The 15,842-nt window shown below is 68.8% G+C and carries 10 protein-coding genes; 5 read left to right on the top strand and 5 right to left on the bottom strand.

The features are described from left to right. Positions 1–10: 10 nt before the first annotated feature. The 3 genes from urtC to urtA all read right to left on the bottom strand — a co-directional run bounded on the left by urtC (position 11) and on the right by urtA (position 3,503). A complete protein-coding gene (gene urtC / locus ASC67_RS09655) occupies positions 11–1,225 on the bottom strand; it encodes an urea ABC transporter permease subunit UrtC (RefSeq protein ID WP_056318726.1) in 1,215 nt (404 codons plus the stop codon). 31 nt (positions 1,226–1,256) lie between these two features. Continuing rightward, on the bottom strand, positions 1,257–2,171 hold the full coding sequence (gene urtB, locus ASC67_RS09650; RefSeq protein ID WP_056318722.1) for an urea ABC transporter permease subunit UrtB: 915 nt from the start codon (positions 2,169–2,171) through the stop codon (positions 1,257–1,259). 75 nt (positions 2,172–2,246) lie between these two features. Next, positions 2,247–3,503 carry an urea ABC transporter substrate-binding protein gene (gene urtA, locus ASC67_RS09645; protein ID WP_056318718.1) on the bottom strand — a complete coding sequence of 419 codons (1,257 nt, stop codon included), beginning with the start codon at positions 3,501–3,503 and terminating at the stop codon, positions 2,247–2,249. A 204-nt stretch (positions 3,504–3,707) separates the two neighbouring features. Between urtA and ASC67_RS09640 the strand changes: the two genes are divergently transcribed. From ASC67_RS09640 to ASC67_RS09620, 5 genes are all read left to right on the top strand, one after another. Continuing rightward, complete coding sequence (locus ASC67_RS09640) at positions 3,708–7,085, top strand: ATP-binding protein (protein ID WP_056318715.1); 3,378 nt, start codon at positions 3,708–3,710, stop codon at positions 7,083–7,085. Next, the gene (locus tag ASC67_RS09635) at positions 7,069–7,989 is read left to right on the top strand and encodes a response regulator transcription factor (RefSeq protein ID WP_056318712.1); all 921 of its coding nucleotides are present in this window, start codon (positions 7,069–7,071) and stop codon (positions 7,987–7,989) included. The genes ASC67_RS09640 and ASC67_RS09635 overlap by 17 nt, the downstream gene beginning before the upstream one ends. 166 nt (positions 7,990–8,155) lie before the next feature. Continuing rightward, positions 8,156–9,319: a homoserine O-acetyltransferase gene (locus ASC67_RS09630; RefSeq protein WP_056318709.1), complete on the top strand. Its 1,164-nt coding sequence runs from the start codon at positions 8,156–8,158 to the stop codon at positions 9,317–9,319. Then, entirely contained in the window at positions 9,316–9,900 is a 585-nt protein-coding gene (metW, locus tag ASC67_RS09625; RefSeq protein WP_056318705.1) for a methionine biosynthesis protein MetW, read from the top strand. Before ASC67_RS09630 ends, metW begins: the two co-directional genes overlap by 4 nt. Positions 9,901–10,223: 323 nt before the next feature. Next, positions 10,224–11,033, top strand: a complete 810-nt coding sequence (locus ASC67_RS09620; protein ID WP_056318701.1) for a TenA family transcriptional regulator — start codon at positions 10,224–10,226, stop codon at positions 11,031–11,033. 83 nt (positions 11,034–11,116) lie between these two features. On the opposite strand, the gene ASC67_RS09615 is transcribed toward ASC67_RS09620, so the two are convergent. Then, positions 11,117–12,616: an efflux transporter outer membrane subunit gene (locus tag ASC67_RS09615; RefSeq protein ID WP_056318698.1), complete on the bottom strand. Its 1,500-nt coding sequence runs from the start codon at positions 12,614–12,616 to the stop codon at positions 11,117–11,119. Further along, complete coding sequence (locus ASC67_RS09610) at positions 12,609–15,830, bottom strand: efflux RND transporter permease subunit (RefSeq protein ID WP_056318696.1); 3,222 nt, start codon at positions 15,828–15,830, stop codon at positions 12,609–12,611. The genes ASC67_RS09615 and ASC67_RS09610 overlap by 8 nt, the downstream gene beginning before the upstream one ends. Positions 15,831–15,842 lie beyond the last annotated feature (12 nt).

Genomic DNA, 15,842 nt, shown 5'->3' with positions numbered 1-15,842 from the left:
GGTCCTCGGTTCAGGCGCGCTGGCCGCTCACGCCGCCGGGCAGCTTCGGGTCGCCGGATGGCGGCGTGGCGCGGGCCGGCTTGGGCGGCGCATCGGGGTAGGCGGCGTGCGCGGCGGCGACGCGTTCGCGGGTCGATCGGCGGTCGGCCTGGCGCTTCGTCCACCACGGCTTCACATGGCTCTCCCACAGACCGGCCAGCCCCATCGGGAAGGCCAGCGTCACGCCGATGAACAGCGCGGCCATCAGGAACAGCCACAGGTCCGGGAAGCTTTCCGAGAAGAAGGTCTTGCCGGCATTGACCAGCAGCGTGCCGTAGACCGCGCCGATCAGGCTCATGCGCCCGCCGACTGCGGCGTAGATCACCATCTCGATCGACGGCACGATGCCGACGAAGCTGGGTGACATGAAGCCCACCTGCAGCGAGAACAGCGCGCCGCCGATGCCCGACAGCGCCGCTGCCAGGCAGAAGGTGAAGATCTTGAAGTTGGCGACGTCGTAGCCGGAGAAGCGCACCCGGTCTTCCTTGTCGCGCATCGCCAGCAGCAGGGTGCCGAGCTTGCTGGTCTGGATCCAGCGGCACAGCAGGATGCTGGCCACCAGCAGCGCCACGCAGAGGTAGTAGAGGACGTACTTGGCGCTGTCGGTGCGCGTGTCCCAGCCCAGCACGGTCTTCAGGTCGGTCATGCCGTTGACGCCGCCGGTGTAGCCCTGCTGGCCGATGATCAGCACCGTGAGGATCAGCGCGACCGCCTGCGTGATGATCGCGAAGTACACGCCGCCGACGCGGCGCTTGAACATCGCGAAGCTGATGATCCAGGCCAGCAGCGTGGGCACCGCGATCACCAGGATCAGACTCAGCGGCAGGCTCTTGAACGGCAGCCACATCAGCGGCAGCTCGGTGATCTGGTTCCAGTCCATGAAGTCGGGAATGCCCGGCGTGGTCTGGATCTTGGTGGTCACCGGGTCGGACGCCTCGAGCTTCAGGAACATCGCCATCGCGTAGCCGCCGAGGCCGAAGAACACGCCCTGGCCCAGGCTCAGCACGCCGCCGTAGCCCCACACCATCACCAGGCCGACGGCGACGAAGGCGTAGGTGAGGTACTTGCCGACCAGGTTGAGGCGGAAGATGTCCAGCGTGAGCGGCAGCACGACCGCGAGCAGCAGGATCAGCAGCAGCAGGCTGCCGAGCCCCGAGTTCTTAGACCACGCGAGCAGCGATTTCATGGGAAGGGGTCCTCTGCGTCGGAAAACGGTGTCAGCGCCGGACCTTGACGGCGAACAGGCCTTGCGGGCGGAACATCAGGATCAGCACGATCAGCGACAGCGTCAGCACCTTGGCCATCGAGCCGGTCATGAAGAATTCGGAGATCGACTGCGTCTGCGCGATGCCGAAGGCCGAGACCACGGTGCCGAAGAGGCTGGCCGCGCCGCCGAAGGTGACCACCAGGAAGGCGTCGACGATGTAGAGCGAGCCGGAGGTCGGGCCGGTGGAGCCGATGGTCGTGAAGGCCGCACCGGCGACGCCGGCGATGCCACAGCCGATCGCGAAGGTCAGGCGGTCGGTCTTCATCGTGTTGATGCCGATCGCGTTGGCCATCGTGCGGTTGCTGACGGTGGCGCGCACGCGCAGGCCCCAGCGGCTGCGGTACAGCGCGATCAGCACCAGCGTGGTGACCAGCGCAGTCAGGCCCAGCACGAACATGCCGTTGATCGGGATATCCAGCCCCTCGTGCGGCGCCCAGGAGCCGAGCAGCCAGTCGGGCAGCGTCGGGCTCACTTCCTTCGGGCCGATGAAGGTGCGGAAGATCTGCTGCAGGCCCAGGCTCACGCCCCAGGTGGCAAGCAGCGTGTCGAGCGGGCGCTTGTACAGGTGGCGGATCAGCCCCCACTCGACACCCCAGCCGACGATGAAGGCGAACACGAAGGCCAGCACGATGGCGACCGGGAAGTAGTAGGGCACCAGCGTCGGCGCGAACTTCTCGGTCAGCGTGGAGCCCAGGAAGATGGTGTAGGCGCCGATCGTCATGAACTCGCCGTGCGCCATGTTGATGACGCCCATCTGGCCGAAGATGATGGCCAGCCCCAGCCCCATCAGCAGCAGCACCGCGAACAGGCTCAGGCCCGCGAAGCCCTGCATCAGGCCGATGTTCATCATGTCGGAGAAGGTCATCGCGGCGTCCTGGTGTGTGCGTCTTCGGCCCCCTCTCCCGCGGGCGGGAGAGGGCTGGGGTGAGGGCTCGGCCTCTTATTGATATCCCTTGGGGAAGGGATCGGGCTTGATCAGCTCGGGCGACTCGGCCACCACCTTGAAGGTGGCGTCGGGCTGGCCCTGGCCGATGCGCGCCTTGCTCCACAGGTGGTGGTTGGCGTCGAGCTTCACGTAGCCTTCGGGCGCGGTCTTCAGCTCGATGCCGGGCGAGGCCGCGACCACCTTGTCGACGTCGAAGCTGCCGGCCTTCTCGACCGCCGCCTTCCACAGCCACGGGCCCAGGTAGCCGGCCTGCGTCACGTCGCCGATCACGGCGTCCTTGCCGTACTTGGCCTTGAAGGCCTCGACGAACTTCTTGTTGTTGTCGTTGGTCAGCGACTGGAAGTACTTCATCGACGAGTAGAAGCCGGCGAAGTTCTCGCCGCCCACACCGGTCATCTCGTCTTCCGTCACCGACAGCGTCAGCAGGAACTGCTTGTCGCCGGTGATGCCGGCGGCCTTGAGCTGCTTGTAGAAGGCCACGTTGGAGCCGCCCACCACCGCCGCGAAGATGCAGTCGGGCTTGGCGACCTTGATCTTGTTGATCAGCGAGTTGAAGTTGGTGTGGCCCAGCGGGTAGTACTCCTCGCCCTTGACCGTGCCCTTCTGGAAGTTCTCGATGTGCTTGCGCGCGATCTTCATCGAGGTGCGCGGCCAGATGTAGTCGGAGCCGACCAGGAAGAAAGTCTTGGCCTTCTTCTCCTTCGCGCCCCAGTCCAGGCCCCAGATGATCTGCTGGGTGGCTTCCTGGCCGGTGTAGATGACGTTCTTGCTCTGCTCCAGGCCCTCGTAGAAGGTCGGGTAGTACAGCAGCCCGTTCTCCTTCTCGAACACCGGCAGCACCGCCTTGCGCGAGGCGCTGGTCCAGCAGCCGAACACGGTGGCGACGCGGTCGTTGACGAGCAGCTTCTTGCTCTTCTCGGCGAAGTTCGGCCAGTCGGAGGCGCCGTCCTCGGAGATCACCTTGATCTTGCGGCCGAGGATGCCGCCCATCGCGTTGATCTGGTCGATGGCGAGCTGCTCGGCCTGCACCGAGCCGGTCTCCGAGATGGCCATCGTGCCGGTCTTGGAGTGCAGCTGGCCCACCGTCACCTCGGTGTCGGTGATGGCGAGCTTGGTGGTGTTGACCTTGGCGGTCGGGAACTGCTGGGCCAGCGCCCAGGCCGGCATGCCGGCCAGCGGCAGCGCGCCGAGGCCCTGCAGCAGGCGACGGCGATCGACGGAGAACGGGGCGTCATCACGATCTTGGGACATGGCTAGCGACTCCTGCGGACGGTGGTTGGAAGAGGCGGCATGAAGCGAAAGCAGCCGCGACGGAAGCGATGGTGCGGACAAGCGTGCGCAGGCCGAATACGTCAATCGACGTAGCCCGCAAATGCGGCGCAGGGCCCGCAAACGGTGCCTGGTGCGGCCCGGCGCAGTTCTTGCACCAGCACGGGGAAGAACTGGAAGTGCACCGTGTCGATCGCTACGCAGAAGATCTTTCGCATCCGGCGTGACTACAACGCCTGGGTCGCCGACGAGTCCATGGAGGACTACGCGCTGCGCTTCACGCCGCGCAGCTTTCGCAAGTGGTCGGAGTGGCGCGTCGGCAACGCCGCGTTCGGCGCCACCTCCTTCCTGGCGCTCGAGGCCATCGGCGCGTCGGTGGCGCTGAACTACGGCTTCTCGAACGCGCTGTGGGCCATCCTGGTGGTGTGCGTGGTGACCTTCTTCACCGGCCTGCCGATCAGCTACTACGCCGCGAAGTACGGCGTCGACATGGACCTGCTGACGCGCGGCGCCGGCTTCGGCTACCTCGGCTCCACGCTCACCTCGCTGATCTACGCCAGCTTCACGTTCATCTTCTTCGCGCTCGAGGCGGCCATCCTGGCGCTGGCGCTGCAGATGTACTTCGACTGGCCGCTGGCGCTGTGCTACCTGCTGTCGTCGCTGGGCATCGTCCCGCTGGTCATGCACGGCATCACGCTGATCTCGCGGCTGCAGCTGTGGACGCAGCCGGTGTGGATCGTGCTGTTCTTCTGCCCCTACGTGGCGATCCTGCTGAAGAACCCCGAGGCCTTCGCCGACTTCACCGGCCTGGCCGGCCGCAGCTCGGGCAGCAGCGGCTTCAGCTGGCTCATGTTCGGTGCGGCCGCCACGGTGGCGTTCTCGCTGGTGGTGCAGATCGGCGAGCAGGTCGACTACCTGCGCTTCCTGCCGGAGAAGACGAAGAAGAACCGGGTGCGCTGGTGGACCGCGGTGCTGGTGGCCGGGCCCGGCTGGATCGTGCCGGGCGCGATCAAGATGCTGGGCGGCGCCTTCCTCGCCTTCATCGCCCTGCAGCACCAGATCCCGACCGACAAGGCGATCGAGCCGACGCAGATGTACCTGGCGGGCTTCTCCTACGTGTTCGAGAACTCGACCTGGGTGCTGCTGGCCACCACGGTGTTCGTCGTCGTGTCGCAGGTCAAGATCAACCTGACCAATGCCTACGCCGGCTCGCTGGCGTGGTCCAACTTCTTCGGCCGGCTGACGCACAGCCATCCGGGCCGCGTGGTCTGGCTGGTGTTCAACGTGCTGATCGCGATGTTGCTGATGACGCTGGGCGTGTTCGAGGCGCTCGAGCGCGTGCTCGGCCTCTACAGCAACGTGGCGATCGCCTGGGTCGGCGCGCTGGTGGCCGACCTGGTGATCAACAAGCCGCTGGGCTGGAGCCCGAAGCACATCGAATTCAAGCGCGCCCACCTCTACGACATCAACCCGGTCGGGCTGGGCGCGATGCTGTTCGCGGCCACCTTGGCGATCGTGGCCTACGCCGGCGTGCTGGGCCCGGTGGCCGAGGCCTTCGCGCCCTTCATCGCGCTGCTGACGGCGATGGTGGTTTCGCCGCTGCTGGCCTGGCTGACGCGCGGGCGCTACTACGTGGCGCGCGAGAGCCGCACCGAGTGGGCGCCCGGCCAGATGGTGGCCTGCTCGGTGTGCGACAACCGCTTCGAGTCCGAGGACATGGCGCACTGCCCGGCCTACGAGGCACCGATCTGCTCGCTGTGCTGCACGCTCGACTCGCGCTGCCACGACCGCTGCAAGAGCGGCTCGCGCGCGGCCGAGCAGGTGGGCGCGGCGCTCAGCGTGGTGCTGCCGGCCTCGCTGGCTTCGCACGTGAACTCGCGCGTCGCGCACTACCTGGTGACGGTGGTGTCGCTGCTGGCGCTGCTGGCGGTGATCTTCGGCGTGGTCTACGACCAGGAGAGCACGCTGCGCGGTGCGCAGGGGCTGGCGCTGCAGGGGCCGTTCCTGAAGGTGTTCGCGCTGCTGGCGCTGGTGGCGGCGGTGGGCGCCTGGTGGATGGTGCTGGGCAGCGAGAGCCGCCACCTCGCGCAGGAGGAGTCGAACCGCCAGAACCAGCTGCTGACGCGCGAGATCGACGCGCACCAGCGCACCGACGCGGCGCTGCAGGCGGCCAAGGAGGTGGCCGAGTCGGCCAACCAGGCGAAGACGCGCTACGTGGCCGGCATGACGCACGAGCTGCGCACGCCGCTCAACAGCATCCTGGGCTATGCGCAGATCCTGCTGAAGGACGGCGTGCTGAGCGCCGCGCCGCGCGAGGCGGTGCACACCATCCGTCGCAGCGGCGAGCACCTGATGGGGCTGATCGACGGCCTGCTCGACCTGGCCCGCATCGAGGCCGGCCGGCTGCGGCTGGAGCCGGCTGCGCTGCCGCTGCCGGCCTTCCTGGACGAGCTGGTGCGCATGGTGCAGCCGCAGGCGCAGGCCAAGCGCCTGACCTTCGCCTACACCCACAGCGGCCGCATGCCGGCCTGGGTGCATGCCGACGCCAAGCGGCTGCGGCAGATCCTGATCAACCTGTTGAGCAACGCGGTGCGCTTCACCGACGAGGGCACGGTGACGCTGCACGTCGACTGCCGGCGCGAGGTGGTGCGCTTCGACGTGGTGGACACCGGCATCGGCATCGCGCGGCAGGACCAGCAGCGCATCTTCATGCCCTTCGAGCGCGGCGCGGCGGGGCGCCGGCGCGGCGAACCGGGCACCGGGCTGGGCCTCACCATCACGGCGCTGCTCACCTCGCTGATGGGCGGCGAGCTGAGCCTCGCCAGCGAGCCCGGGCGCGGCAGCACCTTCAGCGTGCGGCTTTACCTGCGCGAGGTCAGCGACCCCGGCCCGCAGGCCGAGGCGCCGCGCCAGGTGGGCGGCTACGTGGGCCCGCGGCGCACGCTGCTGGTCGTGGACGACCAGCCGGTGCAGCGCCAGATGCTGGCCGGCATGCTGGCGCCGCTGGGCTTCGTGCTGCGCGAGGCGGCCAGCGGCAGCGAATGCCTCGATAGTCTGCGAGAAGCGGTGCCCGACGCGATCCTGCTCGACATCACGATGGATTACCTCGACGGCTGGCAGACCGCGCGGCTGGTGCGCGACGCCGGCTACACGCTGCCGATCCTGATCGTGTCGGCCAACATGTTCGAGAACCAGCCCGAACGCCTGCTGGCCGCGCAGTGCCAGGCCTTCATCGGCAAGCCGGTGATCGAGTCGGAGCTGATCGCGACGCTGCAGCGCCACCTCGGCATCGAGTGGATCGCCGCGCACGCGCCGGCCCTGCCGCCGCTGCCGCCGGAGGCGCCGGCCGACCTGCGCCGCCTGCCGGCCGAGGCGCGCGCCGAGCTGCTGCGGCTGGCGCAGATCGGTCACGTGCACGGCCTGCGGCGGCAGCTCGACGCGATCGAGGCCGGGGACGCCCGCCATGCCGCGGCCTGCGCGCGGCTGCGCGCCTGCCTCGCGAGCTTCGATCTCGAAGGCCTGCAGGCCTGCCTGACGGAGGCCGCCGATGGACAGCCGGCCTGAGCCGCCGCGGGCCGAGGCCGCGCGCCCGGTGGTGCTGGTGGTCGACGACGCCCCCAGCAGCCTGGGCATGCTGTGCGACACGCTGGAAGACGCCGGCTACACGGTGCTGATCGCGCGCGACGGCGAGGCGGCGCTGCAGCGCCTGCGCCTGGTGGCGCCCGACGTGATCCTGCTCGACGCGATGATGCCGGGGATGTCGGGTTTCGAGACCTGCCGCGCCCTCAAGGCCGACCCGGCGCTGACGCACATCCCGGTGATCTTCATGACCGGGCTGTCGGAGACCGCGCACGTGGTCGAGGGCTTCGCGTGCGGTGGGGTCGACTACGTGGTCAAGCCGATCCGCGCGCCCGAGGTGCTGGCGCGGCTGCACACGCACGCCCGCAATGCGCGCATCACGCGGCTCGCGCGCGAGGCAGTCGACGTGGCCGGGCTGGGCGTGCTGCTGGTCGATGCGCACGGCCGCATCGCCTGGCGCTCGCCGCAGGCCGAACGCTGGCTCGCGGCCTGCGGCCCGGACGGCCCGGGCGACGTGATCGCACCGGCCGAGGCCGGCACCGAGCGCGTGTTCCAGATGCCCGGTTCTCCCTTGCCTCAGCGCCTGACGCTGCGCAGCCTCGGCCCGGCCGGCATGGGCGAGACGATGTGGCTGCTGGAACTGCAGCGCGGCGACGGCAGCGACGGCGCCGCCTCGCCGTCCCGGCTCAGCGCGGCGGCGCTGACGCCGCGCGAGACCGAGGTGCTGTCGTGGCTGGCCAAGGGCAAGACCAACCGCGACATCGGCGACATCCTCGGCGTGAGCCCGCGCACCGTGAACAAGCACCTCGAGCACGTCTTCGAGAAGCTCGGCGTCGAGACGCGCGCCGCCGCAGCGGCACTGGCGAGCACGCAGTGGGGCGGGGACTAGGGCCGGGATCGGCCTCGCTATACTGCAGGCCACAGCGCCGATTTGATCCGGATTGCGGGCGCTCAACAAATGCAGCTAAAGAGGGGCCCTCGACCGTTCACCACCGTCACCCGGCCTCGCTAGCGCAGCGACGCCGGGTTGTCTTTTTCTTGGGTTGAACATCGGGATGGCTTCGGTCGGCATCGTCACTCCACAGTCCTTGCGCCTGAGCGCCCCGCTGCCGCTGCGCAGCGGCGCCGTGCTCGACGACTGCACCCTGGTCTACGAGACCTACGGCACGCTCGATGCCACGCGCAGCAATGCCGTGCTGGTGTGCCACGCGCTCAATGCCTCGCACCACGTGGCCGGCCGCTACGAGGGCCAGGACAAGAGCGAGGGCTGGTGGGACAACCTGATCGGGCCCGGCAAGCCGCTGGACACCGACCGGTTCTTCGTCATCGGCGTCAACAACCCGGGCTCGTGCTTCGGCTCGACCGGGCCGGCCTCCACCGACCCGAAGACCGGCCGGCCCTATGGCGCCGACTTCCCGGTGGTCACCGTCGAGGACTGGGTGGATGCCCAGGCCCGCTTGCTCGACGCGCTGGGCATCGAACAGCTGGCCGCCGTGATCGGCGGCAGCCTGGGCGGCATGCAGGCGATGAGCTGGACGCTGCGCCACCCGCAGCGCGTGCGGCACGCCATCGTGGTGGCCTCGGCGCCCAACCTGTCGGCCCAGAACATCGCCTTCAACGAGGTGGCGCGGCGCTCCATCGTCACCGACCCCGACTTCCACGGCGGCCACTACTACGCCCACGGCGTGGTGCCCAAGCGCGGCCTGCGCGTGGCGCGCATGGTCGGCCACATCACCTACCTCAGCGACGACGTGATGGCGAGCAAGTTCGGCCGCCAGACGCTGAACCCCGAGCTCGCCTACAGCACGCAGGACATCGAGTTCCAGATCGAGAGCTACCTGCGCTACCAGGGCGACAAGTTCAGCGACTACTTCGACGCCAACACCTACCTGCTGATCACGCGCGCGCTCGACTACTTCGACCCGGCGCGCGAGTTCGACGGCGACCTGAGCCGGGCGCTGGCCGGCGCCACGGCGAAGTTCCTGGTGATCAGCTTCACCACCGACTGGCGCTTCTCGCCCGAGCGCTCGCGCGAGATCGTCAAGGCGCTGGTCGACAACCGGCGCGACGTGAGCTACGCCGAGATCGACGCACCGCACGGCCACGATGCCTTCCTGATGACCGACACGCGCTATCACAACGTGCTGCGCGCCTACTTCGCCCGCGTTGCCGACGAACCCGTCGCGCCGGCCGGCGGGCTCAAGAGGTTCGCGGTATGAGCGAAAGGAAGGACCTGGAGCTGATCGCGCAGCTCGTGCCGCAGGGCTCGCGCGTGCTCGACCTCGGCTGCGGCAACGGTGCGCTGCTGGCGCTGCTGCGCGACAGCCGCGGCTGCAGCGGCTACGGTGTCGAGCTCGACGACGCCAAGGTGCACGAATGCGTCCAGCGCGGCGTCAACGTGATCCAGCGCAACCTCGACGAGGGGCTGGCCATCTTCGCCGACCAGGCCTTCGACGTGGTTCTGCAGCTCGACACGCTGCAGAACCTGCGCAACACCGAGGCGATGCTGATCGAGACGGTGCGCGTGGGCCGGCTCGGCATCGTCAGCTTCCCGAACTTCGCGCACTGGCCCAACCGCGTGTCGGTGCTGCGCGGTCGCATGCCGGTGACCAAGGTGCTGCCCTACCAGTGGTACGACACACCCAACATCCGCGTCGGCACCTTCGCCGATTTCGAGGTGCTGGCGCGCAAGAACGGCCTGCGCGTGCTCGACAGCTTCGGCCTGCAGAACGGTCAAGCTGTGCGGCGCTGGCCCAACCTGATGGCCGGCACGGCGCTGTTCAAGTTCGAGCGCGCCTGAGCATCGTCGGGCGGCCGCATCGCGCTGCTCCCGCTGTGCCCTGCAGCGTTCGTGCGGGAGCAGAAGGCGCCCGGCCCGTAGTGGTTTCCAGTACAGGACTTTCGGTCTTTCGCCTGCCGCCGCTGGAGGCTTGTGCGGTTGGCTGCCTGTGGCAGGCGGCGTCAGGATGCGAACGACACGGAGCCGAGGTGTGGCGCGAATGTTGCAACCCGCTGTGAAGCAATGCACGCACCGTCACCAATTTCGCTTATTGTCCGGACTGTGCTGGGTCGCCGAACGGGACGGCGGTCGGTTCAACGTAATCAAGTACGAGGAGCGTATTCGTGAGCGATGACTTCATTCGGGAAGGGGAGCTGACCGACATCCGCAGCTATCCGGCGTGGGCGCAAGACCTGGTCGAGAGCTGTGCCGAGACGCGAGAGCGGGTCGCCTCGCACGAACTCTTCCATCGCATGCGCGACAACGAGCTCGACGCCAACCAGATCAGCACCTTCCTGGTCGGCGTGTGGCCGGTGATCGAGCAGTTCCCTCAGTACATGGCGCAGAACCTGCTGAAGCTGCAGTACGGCCGCGCTCGTGGGCACGACCTGGCGCGCCGCTACCTGATCCGCAACATCCGCGTCGAGCAGAACCATGCCGATCACTGGGTCGAGTGGGCCACCGCCAGCGGCGTGAGCCGCGACGAACTGCTGTACGGCGAGGTGCCGACCGAGACGCATGCGCTGTCGCACTGGTGCTGGCACACCTGCGAACGCGACACGCTGGCCGCCGCGATGGCCGCCACCAACTACTCGATCGAGGGCGTGACCGGCGATTGGTCGGCGCTGGTCTGCTCGTCCGACGTGTACGAGCAGAACTTCCCGCTCGACGTGCGCGCCAAGGCCATGAAGTGGCTGAAGCTGCACGCCAAGTACGACGACACCCATCCCTGGGAAGCGCTCGAGATCATCTGCTCGGTCATGGGCACCGACCCGACGCAGCGCGGCGTGTCGCTGATCCGCTCGCGCGTGCTGAAGAGCTACGAGTACATGCGGCTCACGCTCGACTACTCGCTCAACGCCGAGCAGGCCGCCACCATCCCGGGCCAGCTGCTGTCGCTGGTCTACCCGGAGGAGCGCAAGCGCGCGGCCTGAAGCGGTAGATGACCGGCCCCTCCCGCCCGCGGGAGGGGCTCACGGCCTCGCCAGGGTGCGAACCCGGCGAGGCCGTGGTGTTTTCAGCGGGGGCTGTTGCTGCTGACGGCCACCGGCGCCGCGGCGGCATCGGCGGGGGCGGTCCAGCCGCCGCCCAGCGCGCGGTAGACGCTGACCAGCGCGGTGGCCGTGCCGACCTGGGCCTGCACCAGCTGGTCGCGGCTGGCGAGCACCTCGCGCTCGGCATCCAGCACCACCAGGAAGTCGGTCACACCGGCGTCGTAGCGCAGCCGGGCCAGCTCGGCGGCCTCCTCGGCGCTGCGCGCGGCGCGGTCCAGGCGTTCGGCACGCTGCGCGTTGCGGGTGAACTGCGTCAGCGCGCCTTCGGTTTCTTCCAGCGCGGTCGCCACCGTCTGCTCGTAGCTCGCGAGGCTGGCCTGGGCGCGCGCCTCGCTGGCGGCGATGCGCGAGCGCACGCGGCCGAAGTCCAGCACGCTCCAGCTCAGGCCCGCGCCCAGCGAGTAGATCGCCGATTCGCTGCGGCCCAGGTCGCCGAGTGTGGCCGCGTTCAGGCCCAGCAGGCCCGACAGCGAGATGCGCGGATAGAGGTCGGCCTTGGCGACGCCGATGCTGGCGGTGGCTGCGGCGAGCTGGCGTTCGGCGGCGATCAGGTCGGGCCGGCGCGCGAGCCAGGCCTCGGTCGTGCCCAGCGGCAGCGCCGCGAGGTCGGTCACCGGCAGTCCGGGCAGCGCCGTCACCGGCGCGAGCGTGGCCGCCAGCGCGCGCGGCGGCTGGGCGCTCAGCGTGGCCAGGCGGTAGATCGTGCGGTCGATCGCGGCCTGCAGCGCGGGCCGCGTGGCCTCGGTGTTCTCGACCAGCGTGCGTGCCCTGGCGATGTCGAGCTGGGTGCCGCGGCCGGCGTCGAGCCGGGCTTCGGTGATGCGCAGCGACTCGCGCTGGTTGACCAGTGAGGTGTCGGCGACCTGCAGCCGCTGCTGCAGGCCGCGCAGCTCCAGGTAGTTGCGCGCCACCTCGGCGGCCACCGCGGTGTGGGCCGCGTGCAGGCCGGCCTCGCTGGCGGCGACCAGCGCCGCGGCCGACTCGCTGGCGCGGCGGTTGCGGCCGAAGAAGTCGAGCTCCCAGTTCGCGACGAAGCCGGCGTCGTAGACCGTGCCGGTGCGGTCGCTGCGTGACAGACCCGGCGCCTGCGTGATCGGCGTGACGCCGCGCGTCGCGCCGGCGCTGACACCGATGTCCGGCAGCAGCTGCGCGTTGGCCAAGCCGAGATCGGCGCGCGCTTCCTGCAGCCGCGCCTGGGCGATGCGCACGTCGCCGTTGGCGGCCAGCGCGCGGTCGACCAGCGTGCTCAGCGCCTCGTCGCCGAAGCCGCGCCAGAAGCTGGCGATGTCGGCCGACACCGGCTGGGTGTTGCTGGCCGACGCGCCGGCATTGATGAATTCGGCATCCACCGTGCTGGCGGGTCGCTCGTAGTTGGGGCCGACCGCGCAGCCGGTGGCGAGCAGGGCGGCCGCGGCCAGGACGCCGAGACGGAAGGGCAGCCGGAGGAAAGGGGCATCACGCATGGTCGTCTCCCGTCGGGGCGCGCGGCTTCAGCGGCGCGGCATGGGCGGTGGGCAGGTGCTTCTTGGGGGCCAGCTTGCGCAGCAGCACGTAGAACACCGGCGTCAGGAACAGGCCGAACACCGTGACGCCGAGCATGCCGCTCGCCACCGCGATGCCCATCGCCTGGCGCATCTCGGCGCCGGCGCCGCTGGACAGCACCAGCGGAATGACGCCGGCGATGAAGGCGATCGACGTCATCAGGATCGGGCGCAACCGCATCCGGCAGGCCTCGACCACCGCCTTGACGGTGCTGCGGCCGTGGTCCTCCAGCTCGCGGGCGAACTCGACGATCAGGATGGCGTTCTTGCAGGCCAGCCCCACCAGCACCACGAAGGCGATCTGCGTGAAGATGTTGTTGTCGGCCGGCTGGCCCAGGAAGCCGCTGAGCCACACGCCGGTGATCGCGCTCAGGATGCACATCGGCACGATCAGGATGATCGCCAGCGGCAGCGTGGTGCTCTCGTAGGTGGCCGCCAGCACCAGGAACACCAGCAGCACGCACAGCGGGAAGATGTAGATCATCGTGTTGCCGGCGGTCTTCTCCTGGTAGACCAGCTCGGTCCACTCGTAGCTGATGCCGCGCGGCAGCGTCTCCTTCAGGATCTTCTCCATCTCGGCCTGCGCCTCGCCCGAGCTGAAGCCCGGCTTGGCCGCGCCGTTGAAGTCGGCGGTGTAGAAGCCGTTGTAGCGGCCCACCGAACCCGGCCCGAACGTGGGCTCGATGCGCATCATGGCCGACAGCGGCACCATCTCGCCGGCGGCGTTGCGGACCTTCAGCGCGCCGATGTCCTCGGCCTTGGCGCGGTAGCCGGAGTCGGCCTGCACGATCACCTGGTAGGTCTTGCCGAAGCGGTTGAAGTCGTTGACGTAGAGCGAGCCCAGGTAGGTCTGCATCGTCTCGTAGATGTCGCTGAGCTTGACCCCCATCTGCTTGGCCTTGGTGCGGTCGACGTTGGCGAACAGCTGCGGCACGTTGATCTGGTAGTTCGAGAACGCCTGCGTGATCGTGCTGTTGGGGTTGCCGTAGATGCGGCCCATCAGCTGCTGCACCGCGCCGTTGAGCGCGCCCTCGCCCAGCGAGTCGCGGTCCTGCAGCTGCAGCTTGAAGCCGCCGGCATTGCCCAGGCCGCTGACCGGCGGTGGCGACAGCACGAACATAAACGCGTCCTGGATGGCGCCCAGCCGCTGGTTGACCTGCCCGACGATCGCGTCGGCGCTCTGCTCCGGCGCCGTGCGGTTCTCGAACTCGTCGAGGCTCAGGAACACGATGCCCGAATTCGGCGCCGCGGTGAAGCCGTTGATCGACAGGCCGGGGAAGGCCACCGAGCTCTTCACGCCCGGGACCGACAGCGCGATCTCGCTCAGTTGCCGGATCACCTTGGTGGTGCGCTCGAGGCTCGCGCCATCGGGCAGCTGGGCGATGCCGATCAGGTACTGCTTGTCCTGCTGCGGCACGAAGCCCGGCGGGACCAGCTTGAACAGCAGCACCGTGGCCACCAGCAGCACGGCGTAGATCACCAGCGCGATCGACTTGCGCTTGACGACCGTGCCGGTGACGCCGCGGCTGTAGCGGTCGGCATTGCGCGTGAAGAAGCGGTTGAACCAGCGGAAGAAGCGGCCGAACACCTTGTCCATGCCGCGCGTCAGCCAGTCCTTCTTCGCGTGGTGCGGCTTCAGCAGGATCGCGCTGAGTGCCGGCGACAGGGTCAGCGAGTTGAAGGCCGAGATCACCGTGGAGATCGCGATGGTCACCGCGAACTGCTTGTAGAACTGGCCGGACAGGCCGGACACGAAGGCCAGTGGCACGAACACCGCGCACAGCACCAGGCCGATCGCGATGATCGGGCCCGACACCTCCTGCATCGCCTTCACGCTCGCATCGCGCGGGCTCAGGCCGGCTTCGATGTTGCGCTCCACGTTCTCCACCACCACGATCGCGTCGTCGACCACGATGCCGATCGCCAGCACCAGCCCGAACAGCGTGAGGGTGTTGATCGAGAAGCCCAGCGCCAGCAGCACCGCGAAGGTACCGACGATGGACACCGGCACCGCCAGCAGCGGGATGATGGACGCGCGCCACGTCTGCAGGAAGACGATGACCACCAGCACCACCAGCGCGATCGCCTCGACCAGCGTGTGGATCACCTTCTCGATCGAGGTGGCGACGAAGCGCGTCGGGTCGTAGACGATGGCGTAGTCGACGCCGGGCGGGAAGTCGGCCTTCAGGCGCTCCATCGTCGCGCGCACCTCGTTCGACAGCTGCAGCGCATTGGAGTTGGGCGCCTGGAAGATGCCGATCGCGGCCGCTTCCTTGTTGTTCAGCAGCGAGCCGAGCGAGTAGGTGTTGGGTCCGAGCTCCACGCGACCGAGGTCGCGCACGCGGATCACCGAGCCGTCGGCGGTGTCGGCCCGCACGATGATGTCGCCGAACTCCTGCTCGCTGCTGAGCCGGCCCTGGGTGTTGATCGCGAGCTGGAACTCGGTGTTGTTCGGTGACGGCGGCGCGCCCACGACGCCGGCGGCGACCTGCGCGTTCTGCTCGCGGATCGCGCCCACCACGTCGGCCGAGGTCAGGCCGCGGGCCGACAGCTTCTGCGGGTCGAGCCAGATGCGCATCGCGTAGTCGCCCGAACCGAAGGTCTGCACCGAGCCCATGCCCTGGATGCGCAGCAGCGGGTCGCGCACGTTCAGCGTGGCGTAGTTGCGCAGGTAGAGCGCGTCGTACTTGTTGTCCGGCGAGACCATGTGCACCACCATGGTCAGGTTCGGCGAGCTCTTCTCGGTGGTCACGCCGATCTGGCGCACCACCTCGGGCAGGCGCGGCAGCGCGCGGTTCACGCGGTTCTGCACCGCGGTCTCGGCCACCTCCGGGTTGGTGCCGATCTTGAAGCTGATCGTCAGCGTCAGGGCGCCGTCGGCCGAGGCCTGGCTGCCCATGTAGAGCATGTTCTCGATGCCGTTGATCTGCTCCTCCAGCGGCGTGGCCACCGTCTCGGCGATCACGCGCGGGTTGGCGCCGGGGAACTGCGCGCGCACCACCACCTGCGGCGGCGCGACTTCGGGGTACTCGGAGATCGGCAGCTTGAAGATCGCGATCGCGCCGACCAGCGTGATGAAGACCGACAGCACGGCCGCGAAGATCGGCCGGTCGATGAAGAAGCGGGACAGGTTCATGGAAGCCGCTCC

The sequence above is a fragment of the Methylibium sp. Root1272 genome (assembly GCF_001425905.1).
Lineage (GTDB): Bacteria > Pseudomonadota > Gammaproteobacteria > Burkholderiales > Burkholderiaceae_C > Methylibium.
The sequence above is the reverse complement of the archived record's forward strand: the minus strand, read 5'-3'. Positions and strand labels throughout refer to the sequence as shown.

Bases quoted from the DNA above. Each gene is read 5' to 3' on its own strand.
- urtB (WP_056318722.1), bottom strand. From the start codon at position 2,171: ATGACCTTCTCCGACATGATGAACATCGGCCTGATGCAGGGCTTCGCG.
- ASC67_RS09610 (WP_056318696.1), bottom strand. From the start codon at position 15,830: ATGAACCTGTCCCGCTTCTTCATCGACCGGCCGATCTTCGCGGCCGTG.
- ASC67_RS09635 (WP_056318712.1), top strand. From the start codon at position 7,069: ATGGACAGCCGGCCTGAGCCGCCGCGGGCCGAGGCCGCGCGCCCGGTG.
- ASC67_RS09630 (WP_056318709.1), top strand. From the start codon at position 8,156: ATGGCTTCGGTCGGCATCGTCACTCCACAGTCCTTGCGCCTGAGCGCC.
- urtA (WP_056318718.1), bottom strand. From the start codon at position 3,503: ATGTCCCAAGATCGTGATGACGCCCCGTTCTCCGTCGATCGCCGTCGC.
- metW (WP_056318705.1), top strand. From the start codon at position 9,316: ATGAGCGAAAGGAAGGACCTGGAGCTGATCGCGCAGCTCGTGCCGCAG.
- ASC67_RS09615 (WP_056318698.1), bottom strand. From the start codon at position 12,616: ATGCGTGATGCCCCTTTCCTCCGGCTGCCCTTCCGTCTCGGCGTCCTG.
- urtC (WP_056318726.1), bottom strand. From the start codon at position 1,225: ATGAAATCGCTGCTCGCGTGGTCTAAGAACTCGGGGCTCGGCAGCCTG.